General features: G+C 70.6%; 15 protein-coding genes and 1 pseudogene. 10 read left to right on the top strand and 6 right to left on the bottom strand.

The features are described from left to right. Window positions 1–149 precede the first annotated feature (149 nt). The 8 genes from ACIRB1_RS15505 (at window position 150) to ACIRB1_RS15470 (ending at window position 11,224) form a co-directional block, all read left to right on the top strand. Entirely contained in the window at window positions 150–2,510 is a 2,361-nt protein-coding gene (locus ACIRB1_RS15505; protein ID WP_403465890.1) for a BTAD domain-containing putative transcriptional regulator, read from the top strand. 335 nt (window positions 2,511–2,845) lie between these two features. Further along, a protein-coding gene (locus ACIRB1_RS15500) for an IS5 family transposase (RefSeq protein ID WP_403465889.1) occupies window positions 2,846–3,678 on the top strand; the annotation gives its coding sequence in 2 pieces (ribosomal slippage) (window positions 2,846–3,179 and window positions 3,179–3,678; 834 coding nt in all). A 523-nt stretch (window positions 3,679–4,201) separates the two neighbouring features. Next, the gene (locus ACIRB1_RS15495; RefSeq protein WP_403465888.1) at window positions 4,202–5,461 is read left to right on the top strand and encodes a cytochrome P450; all 1,260 of its coding nucleotides are present in this window, start codon (window positions 4,202–4,204) and stop codon (window positions 5,459–5,461) included. Between the two features lie 28 nt (window positions 5,462–5,489). Continuing rightward, the gene (locus ACIRB1_RS15490) at window positions 5,490–7,130 is read left to right on the top strand and encodes a BBE domain-containing protein (protein WP_403465887.1); all 1,641 of its coding nucleotides are present in this window, start codon (window positions 5,490–5,492) and stop codon (window positions 7,128–7,130) included. Between the two features lie 10 nt (window positions 7,131–7,140). Next, a complete protein-coding gene (gene ccrA / locus ACIRB1_RS15485) occupies window positions 7,141–8,487 on the top strand; it encodes a crotonyl-CoA carboxylase/reductase (RefSeq protein ID WP_403465886.1) in 1,347 nt (448 codons plus the stop codon). A 43-nt stretch (window positions 8,488–8,530) separates the two neighbouring features. Continuing rightward, window positions 8,531–9,580, top strand: a complete 1,050-nt coding sequence (locus ACIRB1_RS15480) for a 3-oxoacyl-ACP synthase III family protein (protein WP_403465885.1) — start codon at window positions 8,531–8,533, stop codon at window positions 9,578–9,580. Beyond that, entirely contained in the window at window positions 9,577–10,449 is an 873-nt protein-coding gene (locus ACIRB1_RS15475) for a 3-hydroxybutyryl-CoA dehydrogenase (RefSeq protein ID WP_403465884.1), read from the top strand. Before ACIRB1_RS15480 ends, ACIRB1_RS15475 begins: the two co-directional genes overlap by 4 nt. Before the next feature lie 16 nt (window positions 10,450–10,465). Beyond that, window positions 10,466–11,224, top strand: a complete 759-nt coding sequence (locus ACIRB1_RS15470) for a thioesterase II family protein (RefSeq protein WP_403465883.1) — start codon at window positions 10,466–10,468, stop codon at window positions 11,222–11,224. Here the strand turns inward: ACIRB1_RS15470 and ACIRB1_RS15465 are convergent. The 3 genes and pseudogenes from ACIRB1_RS15465 to ACIRB1_RS15455 form a co-directional block, all read right to left on the bottom strand. Continuing rightward, window positions 11,187–11,324: pseudogene (locus tag ACIRB1_RS15465) on the bottom strand (alpha/beta fold hydrolase); the annotation flags it as partial. The gene ACIRB1_RS15470 and the pseudogene ACIRB1_RS15465 overlap by 38 nt on opposite strands. Before the next feature lie 91 nt (window positions 11,325–11,415). Then, complete coding sequence (locus tag ACIRB1_RS15460; RefSeq protein ID WP_403465882.1) at window positions 11,416–12,045, bottom strand: molybdopterin-dependent oxidoreductase; 630 nt, start codon at window positions 12,043–12,045, stop codon at window positions 11,416–11,418. 423 nt (window positions 12,046–12,468) lie between these two features. Beyond that, the gene (locus ACIRB1_RS15455) at window positions 12,469–12,888 is read right to left on the bottom strand and encodes a molybdopterin-binding protein (protein ID WP_403465881.1); all 420 of its coding nucleotides are present in this window, start codon (window positions 12,886–12,888) and stop codon (window positions 12,469–12,471) included. 262 nt (window positions 12,889–13,150) lie between these two features. Between ACIRB1_RS15455 and ACIRB1_RS15450 the strand changes: the two genes are divergently transcribed. Continuing rightward, window positions 13,151–13,840, top strand: coding sequence for a M24 family metallopeptidase (locus ACIRB1_RS15450; protein WP_403465880.1), 690 nt, complete (start codon window positions 13,151–13,153; stop codon window positions 13,838–13,840). A gap of 111 nt (window positions 13,841–13,951) precedes the next feature. On the opposite strand, the gene ACIRB1_RS15445 is transcribed toward ACIRB1_RS15450, so the two are convergent. The 3 genes from ACIRB1_RS15445 to ACIRB1_RS15435 all read right to left on the bottom strand — a co-directional run bounded on the left by ACIRB1_RS15445 (window position 13,952) and on the right by ACIRB1_RS15435 (window position 15,597). Next, window positions 13,952–14,320, bottom strand: coding sequence for a roadblock/LC7 domain-containing protein (locus tag ACIRB1_RS15445; protein ID WP_352181617.1), 369 nt, complete (start codon window positions 14,318–14,320; stop codon window positions 13,952–13,954). A gap of 90 nt (window positions 14,321–14,410) precedes the next feature. Beyond that, the gene (locus ACIRB1_RS15440; RefSeq protein ID WP_403465879.1) at window positions 14,411–15,250 is read right to left on the bottom strand and encodes a hypothetical protein; all 840 of its coding nucleotides are present in this window, start codon (window positions 15,248–15,250) and stop codon (window positions 14,411–14,413) included. Then, window positions 15,247–15,597 carry a hypothetical protein gene (locus tag ACIRB1_RS15435; protein WP_403465878.1) on the bottom strand — a complete coding sequence of 117 codons (351 nt, stop codon included), beginning with the start codon at window positions 15,595–15,597 and terminating at the stop codon, window positions 15,247–15,249. The genes ACIRB1_RS15440 and ACIRB1_RS15435 overlap by 4 nt, the downstream gene beginning before the upstream one ends. 163 nt (window positions 15,598–15,760) lie before the next feature. Here ACIRB1_RS15435 and ACIRB1_RS15430 point away from each other — a divergent pair, with 163 nt between their 5' ends. Then, on the top strand, window positions 15,761–16,126 hold the full coding sequence (locus ACIRB1_RS15430; RefSeq protein ID WP_352181620.1) for a hypothetical protein: 366 nt from the start codon (window positions 15,761–15,763) through the stop codon (window positions 16,124–16,126). Window positions 16,127–16,294: the final 168 nt, after the last annotated feature.

Here is a 16,294-nt window from a genome sequence, read left to right as displayed (position 1 = left end):
AAGCCACTCCATGGAATGTTGGCCGAAAAGCCATCTTCCAAGATCCGTTCGGGTGGGTGGCCCTTGCACTGCTCTCTGTTTGCGCAGCGTCGCGCCGTGTAGTGGAACCGCTCTCCTCAACCGCATCTCCCTGTGACCAAAGGAAGCGTATGTCAGATCTGTTCAAGGGTGTGACGCTGGAGCGGGCGACCGACAGGAAGGCAACTACGGACGGTCGGCCACGAGTCGACGGAACGGTCGAAACAGGCGTTCCCGCATGGGAGTTACGGGTATTCGGATCGCTGACCGCATTGCACGCCGGGCGCTCCCTGCCGCTCGGACCACTGCGGCACCGCGCCCTGTTGGGCCTGTTGCTGGTGAGGCTGGGAAACGTTGTCGCGGCTGGGCAGCTCGTCGACGAACTCTGGTCGGGACGGCCGCCCCGCCGTCCCATCGCCACCCTCCAGACGTACGTGTCGCATCTGCGCCGCGCGCTGGCGTCCGGCGGCGAACAGGGCGGCGCCCGGGCCCGGGTACGCCACAGCTCGCCCGGTTACGTCCTGGAGATCGACCCCGAACTCGTCGACGTCCACCGGTTCGAGACCCTCGTCGACCGCGGCCGGCAGGACCTCGCCGAACGGCGTTTCCACAGCGCCCGCGACGAACTCTCCCGGGCGCTCGCCCTGTGGCGCGGCGACCCGTACCTCGAACTCACCTCGTACGGCCCCATCGCCGACGAGAACGAACGGCTGGAGCAACTGCGGCTGACCGCCGTGGAGACCAGGGCCGGCGCCTGTCTGGCCATCGGCGAGGCCGACTCCGTGGTGACCGCGCTCTACCCGGAGGTGCAGCGCTATCCGACCCGCGAGCGGTGCGTCGGGCATCTGATGAGCGGCCTGTACCTGCTGGGCCGGCAGGCCGAGTCCTTACGGCTCTACGAGCAGACCCGCCGCCATCTCGCCGACGAACTCGGAGTCGACCCCGGGGCCGAACTCCAGGGCGTCCACTCCGACATACTCCACCAGCGCCTTCCCCTGGCCGAACCGCCGGTGTCGGGGGGTTCCCGCATCATCACCGACCGGGGGCCCGACCCGCGCGGGCCCGCACCCGAGGCCGCCCCGCGACCCCCTGCCGCCATGCCCGGTCCTGACGACTCCCCGACGGCTGTTCCCGAACGGCCCTCTGGCCCGCCGCAGTCCGCCGCGCGGGCCCGCGGCGCCGCCGGAACCCGCCCGCCCCGCCTGCGCAAAGGCGCCCGTACCCGAGGTGTCTTCGTCGGCCGGGACCGGGAACTCGCCGTTCTCGGGGACCATGTCCTCGACGCGCTGGACGGCGGCAGCCATCTGACCGCCGTGCTCGGCGAGATGGGCGTCGGCAAGACCGAACTCGTCGAGGAACTCGCCGTCCGGCTGCACGAGTTGCTTCAGGAGGTGGTCTGGGGGCGGTGCACCTCCGGCGAGGGCGTGCCCGCGTACTGGGTGTGGGCGCAGGTCTTCCGGCAGCTCGCGGTCTCTCGCCCCGAGGCGTTCCGCAAGGCCGAGGCGCGGTTCGGGAGCCTGCTGGCGCCGCTGATGCTGGACCCCGAGTCCGGTCGGCGGAGTCTGAGCGGGGAGGACCCCTCGGCGCGGGCCCGCTTCCTCACCCAGGACGCCATGTGCGAGACGCTGCTCTCGCTCGCCGCCGAGGACCCCCTCGTCGTCGTACTCGAAGATCTCGACCAGGCCGACGAGTCCTCCCTGGAACTCCTCGCGCTGCTGCGTACCCGGCTGCACTGCGAACCGCTGAGCCTGGTCGTCACCGCCGACGACACGGGGGCCGCCGCCGACCTCATGGGCGGGGGCGCGGTCGCGGAGGCGCTGGGTGACTCGCGGACCCGCAGCGTGCGGCTCACCGGGCTGACCCGGCGCGAGACCGGTGACCTGGTGTCCGCGCAGTGCGCGGTCGAGGTGCCCGACGACGTCCTGCGGCTGCTGCACGAACGCAGCCGCGGCAACCCGTACGTCCTGCACCAGTTCATCGCCGGGGTCGGCGACCCGGGCCTGCTGTGCGACCGCGCGGTGGTGGAGAACGCCCTCGCCGACATCCCGGTCGGCGTCCGGCAGTCCCTCGGGCGACGGCTCGCGGCGCTGCCGGGACCGGTCCTGGACGTCCTGCGCTGTTGCTCCGCACTCGGCGGGGCGTTTGAACTCGCCCTGGTCCGCGAGGTGTTGGGCGCCGGCGGCATGGACGTGGAGGCGGCCGTCGAGGCCGCGACCCGCCGCGGCCTGCTGCGCCGCGAGGCGCAGCCCCCCTTCCTTCTCTCCTTCCGCGACGAACTCGTCCAGGAGGTGCTCCTCGGCGAACTGAGCGGCTCCGACCGCGCACGGTTGCGCGAGAGCGTGGTCCGGGCCCTGGCGCAGCGACCCGCCGCGCTGCACGGTGAGTATGAACCGGGCCGTGAGCGAACCCGGCGAACGCCTCGGCGGCGGGCGAAGACCGGCGAGGCGAGCGGTGCGTGCGGTCCTACTTCGGTGCCGCCGCATCCTGCTTGACGGGGGTGGGGGTGACCTGTCGGCCAGGTGCAACGAGGAACCGGGCCTCCCCGGCGGACGGGCCGTTAGCCCCAGGGCGGGTGTTCCTGGCGGGTGGGCCAGCAGGCATGATCCGGGTTTTCCTGACGGTCAGGCTGGAGCTAAGACCTAGCCGTCCTCGGCGGGCGGGCGGGCCTGTCGGGCAAAGACGTGGGCGTCCATGGCAGGCGGGCCGTCAGGCACCGAAGCGGGCGTTCCTGGCGGGCGGGCTGGCATGCAACGATCCGAGTGTTCTGTTGGTCAGGGCTGGCGCTAGGTCGTGTCCGCAAAGTAGTGGGGTCGTTGGTCTGTTCGTGGTGCGTCGTCATGAACTGACTGATCCGGCCTGGTCGGTGATCGAGCCGTTGCTGGCTCCGTCGCGGATGGGCCGCCCTGTGCGGGACCGCCGACAGGTGGTCAACGGGATCCTGTGGAAGCTGTCCACTGGGGCCGCCTGGCGGGATCTGCCCGAACGCTACGGGCCGTGGAAGACGGTGTATGAACGCTTCCGGCGTTGGTCGGCCGACGGTACCTGGGACCGGCTGCTGGCCCATGTCCAGCAGCATTGCGATGCCGTTGGCGCCGTCGACTGGAGCGTTGTGTGCGTGGACTCCACGACAGTGCGGGCCCATCAGCACGCAGCCGGGGCCCGAAAAAGGGGCAGGAATGGCCGGGCGAAGCGATCGGCCGGTCCCGGGGCGGGCTGACCACGAAGATCCATCTCGCCTGCGACGGCCGGGGCCGGCCGCTCGCCTTCACTCTGACCGGCGGGAACGTCAACGACTGCACCCAGTTCGAGGCGGTGATGGCCCGCATCCGGATCCAGCGATGCGGGCCAGGCCGCCCTCGTACCCGTCCCGACCTCGTCGCAGCGGACAAGGGCTACTCGTCCACGAAGATCCGCAGCTACCTGCGACAGCGCGGCATCAAAGCAGCGATCCCGGAACGCATCGACCAGATCAACGGCCGTATCCGACGCGGCGAGAGCCGCTGCCGGCTCGACCGTGCCGCCTACCGACGCCGCAACCTCGTCGAACGCTGCTTCAACAAGCTCAAACACAACAAGGCCCTCGCCACCCGCTACGACAAACGCGCCCGCCACTACCAATCCCTGGTCACCATCGCCTGCCTACGATTCTGGCTCCCCTGACATTGCGGACACGACCTAGGACGCAGCAGTCCTCGGCGGGCGAGCGGTCGGGCCGGTCGGGCGGGCAGGCAGCCTGGTCCTAGGACGCAGCCGTCTCCGACGTGCGGGCCGTCGGGCGTAGACGCGGGCGCCCCCTGCTCGGAGGCCCGTCGGGCGACAACGCGGGCGTCCCTGGCAGGTGGGCCGTCAGGCATGGCGCAGGTGTTCCGGTCAGGTGGGCCGTCAGGCAAGGCGAGTGTGTCCCTGGCAGGTGGGCAGTCGGACCTGGGCGCTGGCGCCCCCGGCCGGCGGGACGGCAGGCAAAGGCGTCGGTGACCCCGGCAGGTGGCCCTCCGGGAGGAAGGGGGCGTTCCCGGTGCGTGGCTCGCCGCGGAGGAGCCGGTGTCCCCGGCGGGCAGCCTCTCGCAAGCGGGCGGCAAGGGATTCGACAAGGCCCCGGCAGGGACCCTGTCGCATGCTCGACGGCGATGTCCGCACGTCGTGGTCCCACGCGTGCCGCTTCCCTCAGCAGGAGGAGACCTTGGTGACCGCCGCGTCTCGGCAGTTCGACACCGCCGACATTTCGTCCATCCAGTTCTGGTCGCAGCCCCCCTCGGTCTGGGACGACACTTTCCGGACCCTGCGTGACGCCCGCCCGGTCTCCTGGCACAAGGCACCCGAGGGCAGCCTGCTCCCGACCCCGCCCGACGACGGTTTCTGGGCCGTGGTCCGGCACGCCGACATCGTGGCCGTCAGCAGTCAGCCCGATCTGTTCATCTCCAGCAAGGGTGTGCAGTTCGAGGAGCTCCCCGACGACATCCTCCAGGCGACCCAGTCCATCGTCGCCCTGGACGCCCCGCGCCATCTGAAGCTGCGCAGCCTCGTCTCCTCCGCGTTCAGCCCGGCCCGCATGGAGCAGATGCGCGCGTCGATGGCCGAGGAGGTGCGCCGTATCGTCGAGGACTTCGCGACCGCGGGCGAGTGCGACTTCGTGGCCAAGGTGTCGATGCCGATGGCCCGTTGGACGATGACGTACATGCTGGGTCTGGAGGCGGCCGAGATCGACCGCTTCACCGAGGCGATCAGCATCATGCTCTCCAGCCGCGACGAGGCGGAGAAACTCGGCAAGGACCGCGCCGAGTTGGTCAACGAGGTCGTCGGACTGGTCTCCGGTACGGCCGTGGAGATGGCGAAGGCACGCAGGTCCGACCCACAGGACGACGTGATGACCGACCTCGTGCAGGCCAGGGTGGACGGCGAGGGCCTGACCGACGCCGAGATCAGCGCCTTCTTCCTGCTGCTCATCGGCGCGGGCTTCGACACCCCCCGCCAGACCATCAGCCACGCCGGCAAGGCGCTCTCCGACTTCCCCGCCCAACGCGCCTTGCTGGCAGCTGACTTCGACACCCTCTCGGGCAAAGGCGTGGAGGAACTGCTGCGTTGGGCGACCCCCGTCCTCACCCTGCGCCGTACCGCGAGCCGCGACACCGAACTCAACGGGCAGAAGATCAGGGAGGGTGACAAGGTCGCCCTGTTCTACCCGTCGGGCAACCGCGACGAACGGGTCTTCACCAACCCCAACACCCTCGACCTCGCCCGCACCCCCAACCGGCACATCAGCTTCGGCGGCGGCGGCCCCCACCACTGCCTCGGCAACGTCCTGGCCCGCATGGAACTCCGCATGCTCCTCGGCGAACTCCTGCGCCGCGTACCGGACTTCGAGATCGGCGAACCGGTCCGGGTGACCAGCAACTTCGTCAGCGCCATCACCAGCATGCCCGCCGTGGCCGGCCCGCGCCGCTGACCGCCACCACCGAGGAGAGGGACGCCGGATGCCAGAGCTGGGCCGCAGAAGACTGCTCGAATACGCGATCGCGGGGGTGACCGTGACAGGAACGACGGCGGCGACCGGAGCGGACGGCACCGCACAGGCCGCGACGCCCACGGCCGAGGACACGGCGAGTGCCCCCATCGTGGTCACCCCGCAGGACGGCCGCTACGACGACATGACCACCGGCTACAACAAACGCTGGGTCGGCCACCCCGAGAAGATCCGGGTGATCCGCAGCACCGCGGAGGCCGTCGCCGCCGTACAGGAGGCCGTCACCGGCGGCAAACGCCTCTCGGTGCGCAGCGGCGGCGGCTGCTTCGAGGACTTCGTCTACAACCCCGAGATCGACATCGTCCTCGACCTCTCGACCCTCGACAAGGTCTCCCACGACGCGGCCCGGCGCGCCTTCTGCATCGAACCCGGCGCGATCCTCCTCAACGTCTACGACACTCTCTACCGCGACTGGGGTGTCACCCTCCCCGGCGGCCTGTGCTACTCCGTCGGCATGGGCGGACATGCCTGCGGCGGCGGATACGGGCTGCTGTCACGGCAGTTCGGGCTCGTCGTCGACCACCTGTACGCCGTCGAGGTCGTGGTGGTCGACGCCGCCGGCATCGCCAAGGCCGTCATCGCGACCGCCGACCCGGCCGACCCGCACCACGACCTGTGGTGGGCGCACACCGGCGGAGGCGGCGGCAACTTCGGTGTGGTGACCCGCTATTGGTTCCGCAGCCCGGATGCCACCGGCACCGAACCGGAGACCCTGCTGCCCGCCCCGCCGTCCCACGTGCTGCTCAACATCGTGGCCATTCCCTGGAGTTCGGTCGATGAGGCCGACTTCGGCAGGCTGCTGCGGAACTTCGTCGCCTGGCAGCAGGCCCACAGCGCACCCGGTGCGGCCGAGAACGCGCTGTCCAGTCTGTTCGGCCTGAACCACGTCGCCACCGGCGTCCTCACCCTCATCACCCAGGTCGACGCCACCGCCCCGAACGCGGAACAGATCCTCACCGACCACCTGACCGCGATCGGCGCCGGCACCGCCCAGGCCGTACGGGACAGCCTGGTCGTCGCCCCCTCCAGGGTCACCTGGGGCCAGGCCACCCGCTTCATCTCGACGTCCAACTACGCGGCCCCCGCCGTCCGCGTGAAGGCCCGGTCCGCCTATCTCAAGGGCAACTTCACCACCGACCAGGCCTCCGTCATCCACCGCTATCTGACGGCCTCCGACTACAGCAACCCCGGCGCCTCCCTGATCCTCTTCCCCTACGGCGGCGAGATCAGCTCGGTCGCCTCCGACGCCACGGCGATCCCGCAGCGCGACTCGGTCGTCAAGATGCAGTACCAGGCCTGGTGGGTCGATCCGGCCACCGACGCCACCCACATCGCGTGGGTGCGCGGCATGTACCGCGAGGTCTACGCCAAGACCGGGGGAGTGCCCGTACCGGACGGCACCTGGGACGGCTGCTACATCAACTACGTCGACGCCGACATGGCCGACCCCACGCAGAACACGTCGGGGGTGCCCTGGTCGACCTTCTACTACAAGGACAACTACCCCCGCCTCCAGCGCGTCAAGGCGGCGTACGACCCACGGAACGTCTTCCGTCACGCGCTGTCCATCGAACCGCCCGACGGTGAATGAGGAACCCGACATGTCGCTGTCCGATGCCGTGCTGTCCGGGGCCTCGCCCGAGGAACTCGAACGCGCCCCGCTGCCAAGCCACTTCACCGCCGCCCACCTGCGCGTCGAGGACGAGGGCCTCTTCGGGGACTCCGAGGACAAGGACGTCCGCCGCACCCTGCACGTCGGCGAGGTCCCGATGCCCGAACTGGCACCCGATGAGGTGCTGATCGCGGTCATGGCCAGCTCGGTGAACTACAACACCGTCTGGTCCGCGAAGTTCGAACCCCTCTCCACATTCCGCTTCCTGCGCTCCTACGCCCGCCAGGGCGGCTGGGCGACCCGTCACGACCAGCCCTTCCACGTGCTGGGCTCGGACGGCTCCGGCGTCATCGTCCGCGTCGGCACCGGCGTCCGCCGCTGGCGCGTCGGCGACCACGTGATCGTGAGCCCGGCCTACGTCGACGACCAGGAGCCCGCCACCCAGTCCGACGGCATGCTCAGCGAGAACCAGCTCGCCTGGGGCTTCGAGACCAACTACGGCGGCCTCGCCCACTACTCGGTGGCGCGGGCCAGCCAACTCGTCCCCAAACCCGCCCCCTTGACGTGGGAGGAGGGCGCGAGCATCCCCGTCTGCGGCGGCACCGCCTACCGGATGCTCGTCAGCGACCGCGGCGCCCGGATGAAGCAGGGCGACATCGTGCTGATCTGGGGCGCCTCCGGCGGACTCGGCGCGTACGCCGCCCAGTTGGTGAAGAACGGCGGCGGCATCGCCGTAGGAGTCGTCGGCTCTGAGTCGAAGACTGCGATCGCCCGCAGGCTCGGCTGCGACGTGGTGATCAACCGCGAGGAGATCGGCATCGGGGACGACACCGGCGACGACCCCGAACTCGCCATCAAGGCCGGCAAACGGCTCGGCGCCATCATCCGCCGCGAGGTGGGCGCCGACCCGCACATCGCCTTCGAACACGTCGGACGCGCCACCTTCGGCATTTCGGTGTTCGTCGTCCGACGCGGCGGCGCTGTCGTGACCTGCGGGTCGAGCACCGGCTACCACCACGAGTTCGACAACCGCTACCTGTGGATGAAGCTCAAGCGGATCATCGGCAGCCACATCGCCAACCTCCAGGAAATGGTCGAGTGCGCCCGCCTCTTCGAACGCGGACACATCGCACCCGTCGTCTCCGAGGTGCACCCCCTGTCCGAGGTCGGCGAGGCCACCCGTCGCGTCCAGCTCAACCAGCACATCGGCAAGGTCGGCGTGCTGTGTCTCGCCCCCGAGCCCGGACTCGGCGTCACCGCGCCCGAACTGCGCGCCCGTATCGGCGAGGACATGCTCAACCCGCTGCGCCCGTTCACCCCGGCCGCTGTCCGATGACGCACAGGGCGGCGAGCGGCGCGACACCCGAAGGGAACCGCACATGAATCCGGACACGGCCGGGGCGAGCACCGAGCCCTGTGGCATAGGCATCCTCTCGACCGGCTCCTATCTCCCCGAACGCGTGGTGACCAACGAGGAGATCGCCCGGATCGTCCCCCGCACCGACGCGGAGTGGATCGCCCGCAAGACGAAGATCGTCTCCCGTCGCTTCGTCGCACCCGACGAGGCCGCCTCCGACCTCGCCGTGCACGCCTCCCGCGCGGCACTCGACGCGGCGGGACTGCGCGCCGACGAGATCGACTACCTCATCGTCTCCACCACCACCGGCGACGCCCCCATCCCGGCCACCGCCTCCCTGGTGCAGCACGCTCTCGGCGCCCACCGGGCGGGCTGCTTCGACGTCAACATCGCCTGCTCCGGCTTCGTCACCGCGCTCGCCCTGGCCCGGGCCCTGATCACCCTGCGCCCCACCGCGAAGGCCCTGGTCATCGGCACGGACGTGTACTCGCGGTTCGTGGACTTCGAGGACCGGGCCACCAGCGTCCTGTTCGGCGACGGCGCCGGAGCCGCCGTGGTCGCGGCCGTCGACGAGGAATCCGGATTCCTCGACCTCGACATGGTCGGCGGCGGCGACCACCACGAGCTGATCTGGCTGCCCGGCGGCGGAAGCCGCCGCCCCGCCTCCGCCGAGACCATCGCCGACCGCTCCCACCTGCTGCACATGCAGGGCCGCCAGGTCCGCGACTACGTCCTCGACAACGTGCCCGGCATCATCGCCGACCTGCTAGACCGCTGCGACTGCAAGGCCGCCGACATCGACCACTTCATGCCCCACCAGGCCAACGGCATGATGGTCGCCGAACTCGTGGACGCCTGCGGCCTCACCGCCGCCGCCACCCACCTCCCGCTCGACCACACCGGCAACACCGGCAGCGCCTCCGTCGCCATCGCCCTCGACGAGGCGAACCGTTCCGGCCTGCTGAGCGCCGGCGACCTCGTGCTGCTCGCCGGCTTCGGCGCCGGCATGGCGGTCGCCGCGGGCCTGCTGCGCTGGTCGGTCCAGGCCCCGGCCGTGGGAGCCGCCGCATGAGCGCCCGGCGGGTCGGTGTCGTCGGCGGCGGCACCATGGGCGCCGGGATCGCCTCCGAGTGCCTGCGCGCCGGACTGGACGTGCGTGTCCTGGGTTCCGGGCCGGCCTCGGCCGACCGGGCCCGCACCCGGGTGCTGCGGCTGCTCGACCGTGCGCTCGCCAAAGGGCACATCGACGAGCGGGCGCGGGCGGACGCCGAGGAACGAGCCGGATTCGGCTGCGACACCGATGAGTTGACGGACCGTCAATTCGTGATCGAGGCCATCTCCGAGGACCGTGAGGCGAAACTGCGGCTGTTCACAGTCCTCGCCAAGACCGTCGAGGACCCGGCGGCCGTCCTCGCCTCCACCACCTCCAGCCTCTCCATCGCCGACCTCGGCAACGCCACCAGCAGGCCGGGCGACGTCATCGGCCTGCACTTCTTCAACCCGGTGCCCGCCATGCCCCTGGTCGAGGTCATCCGCTCCCGGCACACCAGCGACCGCACCGCTCGCGACGCCGAGAACTTCGTGACCGACGTCCTGGGCAAGCAGACCGTCCACGCAGAGGACCGCTGCGGCTTCGTCGTCAACGCGCTCCTCATCCCGTACCTCCTCTCCGCCGTCCGCATGTACGAGGCGGGCGTGGCCACCCCCGAGGACATCGACCGCGGAATGGCCCTCGGCTGCGGCCACCCCATGGGCCCCCTCGCCGTGCTCGACCTCATCGGCCTCGACACCATCGCCGACGTCGCCCGCACCATGGAACGCCGCACCGGCGACCCCCACCACGCCGTCCCGCCCCTCCTGGACCGCCTGATCGAGGAGGGCCGACTCGGCCGCAAGTCGGGCCGGGGCTTCCACAGTTACGACACCCCGGCCGCCCGCTGATTCCCTACGGAGCCATATGACCGAGCCCCGAAGCACCTTGTGGATACGGCGGTTCCAGCCCCGGCCCACCGCCCCGGTGCGCCTCGTCTGCCTGCCCCACGCGGGCGGCTCAGCCACCTTCTTCGCGGGCCTGCCGGCGATGCTGAGCCCCGAGGTGGAGGTCCTGGCGGTCCAGTACCCCGGCCGCCAGGACCGCCGTGGCGAACCCTTCGCCGAGAGCCTGGACCAGCTCACGCGGGCCGTGGTGGACGAACTGCTGCCCTGGACCGACCAGCCCCTCGCCCTCTTCGGCCACAGCCTCGGAGCCATGCTCGCCTTCGAGGTCGCCCGCGCCCTCACGGCCGCGGGACAGGTTCCGGCGGCCCTGTTCGTGTCCGGTCGGCGAGCTCCCTCCCGCCAACGGCCGGAGTACGCCCACGCGTTGGACGACGCCGGTCTGCTGCGGGAGATCCGCACCCTCAGCGGCACCGACGACCGGGTCTTCGCCGACGAGGAACTCCTGCGGATGGTGCTGCCCGCCATCCGCGCCGACTACCGGATCGTGGAGAACTACCGGTACGCGCCCGGCCCGCCCCTCGACTGCCCGCTGACCGTGTTCACCGGCACCGACGACCCGAAGGTCTCCGCGGACGAGGCCGAGGCCTGGCGCGGGCACACCACCGACACCTTCGACCTCGTCACCCTCTCCGGCGGCCACTTCTTCCTCACCGCGCACCAGGAGAGGCTGGCCGAGGTGATCACGAAGGGTCTGACACCGTTCCTGGCCCGCCGTTGATCTCCCGCTCGCAGCCCGTGAAGAAGTCGACGAGGGCGGCGTTCACCTCGGCGGGGCGCTCCTGCTGCGTCCAGTGACCGCAGCCGGCCGGCTCGAACGGCGGCCCCAGCTGCCGGTGACCATGCGGACGAGGTTACGTGCCGTCCTTGTGGCGCCGTGACGCGGGTTTCCGCCGCTCAGCGGGGGTGCCGTCACACACTGTCGTCGTCCTGCTCCTGGTAGGAGTAGCGCTGTTCCTTCCACGGATCGGCGACCGTGTGATAGCCGCGCTCCTCCCAGAAGCCGCGCCGGTCCTTCGTGAGGTACTCGATCGCGCGCAGCCACTTCGCGCTCTTGTAGCCGTACAGATGCGGCACCACCAGCCGCAGCGGGAAACCGTGTTCGGCGGTGAGGGGCTCGCCGTTGTGATGCGTCGTCAGCAGCGTCTGCGGTGCCGTGAAATCGGCGAGGCGGAGATTGGTCGAATAGCCGTACTCCGCCCACGCCATGACGTGCGTGACCTCCGGCGCGGGCGGGACCAGCTCCAGGACGGCGGTCGCGGGGATGCCGTACCACTCGTGGTCGGTGGAGGTCGGACCGGACGCGCAGTGCAGGTCGGCGACGACCGTCACATGCGGCAGCGGCGCCAGCTCGTCGAACGTCCACACGCGCTCGGCACCGTCGGCGGTGGCGCCGTGCACGCGCAGGTTCCAGCGCTCGGGGCGGAACCGCGGCACGGGACCGTAGTGCGACACCGGCCAGCCGTGCACATGACGCTGGCCGGGCGGGACGGGCCGGGACGCGTCGCCGGCCTCGGCCGTATCGTGTCGCTCGCTCGCCACGGGTGACGTCCCTTCTCCGCTGGACTCCTGGTCAGGGCTACCTTCCCCAAGCAGCGTAGGCGCTCACACGGACCGCGTCCGACGCCGGGTCCCGCGTCCCCGTCCGGCCATCCCCGCCGGTGGCGAACTCGCCGAACTCCTGGTCGCGCAGGCCCACTTGATGGGTCGGCAGGTCACGGCGACGGCCACGGCCGAGGACGCGGCCGTGCTGCTCTCCGAGCGTCCGGCCGCCGCTTGTCCGACCGCGCGGAGCCATGAACGGGACGTCGACATCCCGGTGTTGCACACCGCGCCGACCACCGGGATCGCCTACGTCGGCGCCCTCGGTGCACGCCGACGTGTTCGCCGCGCCCGACGGGCGGACGGCCCGGGTTCCGCGCGAGGAGACCGGGCCGGTCAACGCCTGACCGGGACCGCCCCGCGTCAGGCGGTCGCCAGGGACACCTCGGTCGACTTGATCAGCGCGACGACCGTCGAACCCGTCCGCAGGCCCAGATCGCCGACGGCGTCCTTGGTGATCGCCGCGGTCAGCTCGCCCCCGTCGACCGTGACCTTGACGACGGCCATCGCTCCGCCGGTGGCCACGTCGCTCACCGTGCCGGGCAGCTGGTTGCGGATGGACACGCCCTCGACCCGGCTCGTGGCGAGCGCGACCTCGGTGGACTTCATCATGGCGTGCACGGACGTGCCCTCGGTGAGCCCCAGGTCCTTCACGGCCTCCAGCGTGATCGCCGCGGTGAGGTCCTGGCCGCCGGCGAGGCGTACCTTCACCGTCGCCATCACCGCGCCGGGTGTGACGGCGGTGACGGTGCCGGGAATCTGGTTGCGGATGCTCAGGCTCATGACGGAACGCCTCACAGAGAAGAGAAAAGATGTTGATTGCCGGATTTATCACTGATGGTGAGTCCACAAACTAGCCGTTCCGGCCGCGCCCGTCACCGACCTCGTCGCATCCGCCACCTGGGAGTTCGCTTCGGGCTGGCAGATCGGAGGAAGCGGCGAGGAACGGCGCCGACACCGCTTCGACGGCACCGGACATCGTTCCGGCCGGGACCGTCCAGGGAATCGCGTTGCCGGGAACGATCTGCCTGGTTAGGTTCGCCCCATGGCTGACGACGAACCCACGCGGGCCGCCCGCCTGCTCGATGCCCAGGCCAAGGCCGTGCTGCTCTTCGCGGAGATCGAGGAGCGCGGGCTCGTGGCGCCCGGGGAGGGGGAGCGGGCCGTCAGCGACCGGATTCGCGATCTCGCGAACGAACTGTTCGGTACGACCCGGCACTGGCACAAGCGGATCGTGCGCTCGGGGCCGAACACCCTCAAGCCGTACAAGGAGAACCCGCCGGACCGGGTGATCGGCGCGGACGACATCGTGTTCGCCGACTTCGGGCCGATCTTCGAGGAGTACGAGGCCGACTTCGGCCGGACCTTCGTCCTCGGCGACGACCCCGTCAAGCAGCGGCTGCGGGACGACCTGCCCCAGGTGTTCGCGGCCGGGCGGCGCTTCTTCGAGAACACCCCGGACATCACCGGCGCGGGCCTCTACGCCGAGGTCGCCCGCCTCGCGGAGAAGGCGGGCTGGGAGCTGGGCGGCTGGCACGCCGGACACCTGGTCGGCGAGTTCCCGCACGAGACGATCGAGGGCGCCCACGTCGAGTCGTACGTCACCCCCGACAACGAGACCCCGATGCGCCGCACCGACAGGACCGGCCGCACCTGCCACTGGATTCTGGAGATCCATCTCGTCGACCGCGCACGGGGATTCGGCGGTTTCTACGAGGAACTCCTCACCCTCTGACGGCAGTTGGACCGGCTCGACGGAGTCCTGAACGGCGGCCTGGCGCCCCAGAACTCCTCACCGGTGTCGTGCATCGTCCAGGGCTGTGCGCGGGAGGGGCCGGGAGTCCGCCTACACGTCCTCGTCGAGATGCCGCCGCAGTTTCGCCGTCACCGCCGGGATCTCGCGCCGGAACGCGGCCTGGTCGAGGCCGTCGTCCGTCACCACGGCGAGCAGGGCCCGGTCCCCGACGGCCGTCACGATGACATGGCCCGTGCTACAGCTCGCGCTGATCTCGCGGAGATGTCCGGTGCCGCCCTGGTCGGCGAGCCTGTTGCCGAGGGCGAGGGTCGCCGCCGCCACCGCGGCCATGGACTCGGGGTGGGTCTTGGTGGTGTCGCTCGCCACGACGAGCCCGTCGCTGGTGGCCAGGGTGGTCTCGGTGACTCCCATCACGGTGTCCCGCAGGGCGATGAGGAGGTCGGTCACGGGGTCGCTCATGGCGTCTTCTTCCTGTGTGCGTGCATGCGGTGGGACGGCGAGTCAGGAGGGGAACGCGGTGGGGACGCGGCCGGGGCGGGCGGTTCGGGTTCAGTCGTGGGGCCGGTGCGCCGGTACGGAGTTCCGGCCGGGGAGTCGACGGGGGAGCGACGCGGGGCCGGGCGCGGCGGCTGTCGCCGCAGGGGGTGCGACCCGTGGCGCCGTGCTCGGGCGGCGGTCCTGCGGGGGCGTGTGCGGTTCGACGAGGCCGCGGTCCAGGAGGTGGCGCAGGTCGAGCATGACGGCGAAGAGGCCCCGGCCGAGCGTGAAGGCGATGTCCCGTGCCGTGCGGCGGCCGTCCGTGGCGGTCAGGACCGCGCGGTGCCGGGCCGGAAGTCCGCCCGGGGTCTCGGAGAGGTGCCCTGCGGACGTCGGCCGCAGCCGGGCGCGGGCGAGGGCGGCGGCCGAACCGGGCTCCCCGCCAAGGGCGTTGAGACGTCGGGACACCTCGGCGAGGAGACGGTCGGGGGTGACTCCGGCGTTGCGGTACAACGTCGGCACGGGGTCGGTCACCTCCCAGCCGTCGGGTACGGCCAGGGAGAGCGCAAAGGCGGCGTCGAAGAGCGCGCTCAGGCTGACGACCTCCAACTCACCCGCGCCGACGAGTCCTTGGTCCACCAGCCCGGCGGCGAGATGCTCATGTGTGGTGTCGGAGGCGCGGACCGCCGACCAGGCCCGCTCGTCGATCCGGCCCGACCGCAACAGCAGGCCCTCGACGCCCGGCGCCCCCGGCGTCTCCATGGCCACCACCAGACCGTCGCGCACATGGATCGAGCCACCCGGGGTGCCGGTCACGACCACCGTGCAGGAACGCCGTTGGGCCCGGAGCACCGCCAACAGGGCGGGAACGTTGCGGGAGTCGGGCAGCGGCTCCTCGGTGCGCTCCGTCATGCCAGCAACTCGTCGGCGTACAGCCGCAGTTCGCGCAGCGCCGAGCTGAGATTGGTGCGGTCGCGGTCGACCGTCGCGCAGAACAGCAAGGGGTCGCCCTGCCGCGGAAGGTGGATGGTCACGAGGTGCCGTGTCGAGGTGGTGACGACGATGCTCTCCACCTCCCCCTCCGCGCCTGCCCGATTGAGGCGGGTGCGGGTCAACTCCGCTATTTCGCAGGAGTCCTGACCGGCACTCACCTCACCGAGTTCCGCATAGGAAAGGCCGGTGACGGCATCGAGTACCGCGGCTCCGCTGATACCGGGCGTGGTCAGGGCGCGGCCCAGTGCGGCGTCGAGCGATGACAAAGGTCCCCCCTTCAGTCACTCTGGCGAGCACACTACTTTGTTTGCCAACTATCGCAACTCTGACCAAAGATGGTGTTGTCTGTTACCCGCACGGTTCGCATTGCGACCGTTTTCGTGGCGAGATGCTGAATCTCGCCGGCTCGTGAGGGAAACGAGGCACCACGTGAACATTGAGGCGACACTCAAGGAAGCGATGACCATCGACGGGGCGCTGGGGGCGTCCCTGGTCGACTACGAGAGCGGCATGACGCTGGGGGCGCTCGGCGGCGGGCCGCATCTGGACCTGGAGGTCGCGGGGGCGGGGAACACCGAGGTCGTACGGGCCAAGCAGCGCACGCTGAAGGCCATCAACGTGGACGACCGCATCGAGGACATCCTGATCACCCTCGGTCAGCAGTACCACCTGATCAGACCGCTGGCGAGCACCCGCGGCTCGCTCTTCCTGTATCTGGCGCTGGACCGCGAGCGCAGCAATCTGGCGCTGGCGAGGCATCACCTCAAGCGACTTGAGGCAAGCCTGGAGGTGTGACAACAGCCGGGCATATGACAATTGAGTAGTCGTGACAAGGGGCGGTCCCGGAACGGCAATTCGGCACCGGGGCCGCCCGGTTCTCCGGGGCGCCGCATTCAGGAACACGCCCCGGCTTCGGAAACGCCCCCTGACGGGTCGCACGGCATTGAAAGACCGGTCCGCAAT

The sequence above is a fragment of the Streptomyces sp. NPDC096013 genome (assembly GCF_044763565.1).
GTDB lineage: Bacteria > Actinomycetota > Actinomycetes > Streptomycetales > Streptomycetaceae > Streptomyces.
The sequence above is the reverse complement of the archived record's forward strand: the minus strand, read 5'-3'. Positions and strand labels throughout refer to the sequence as shown.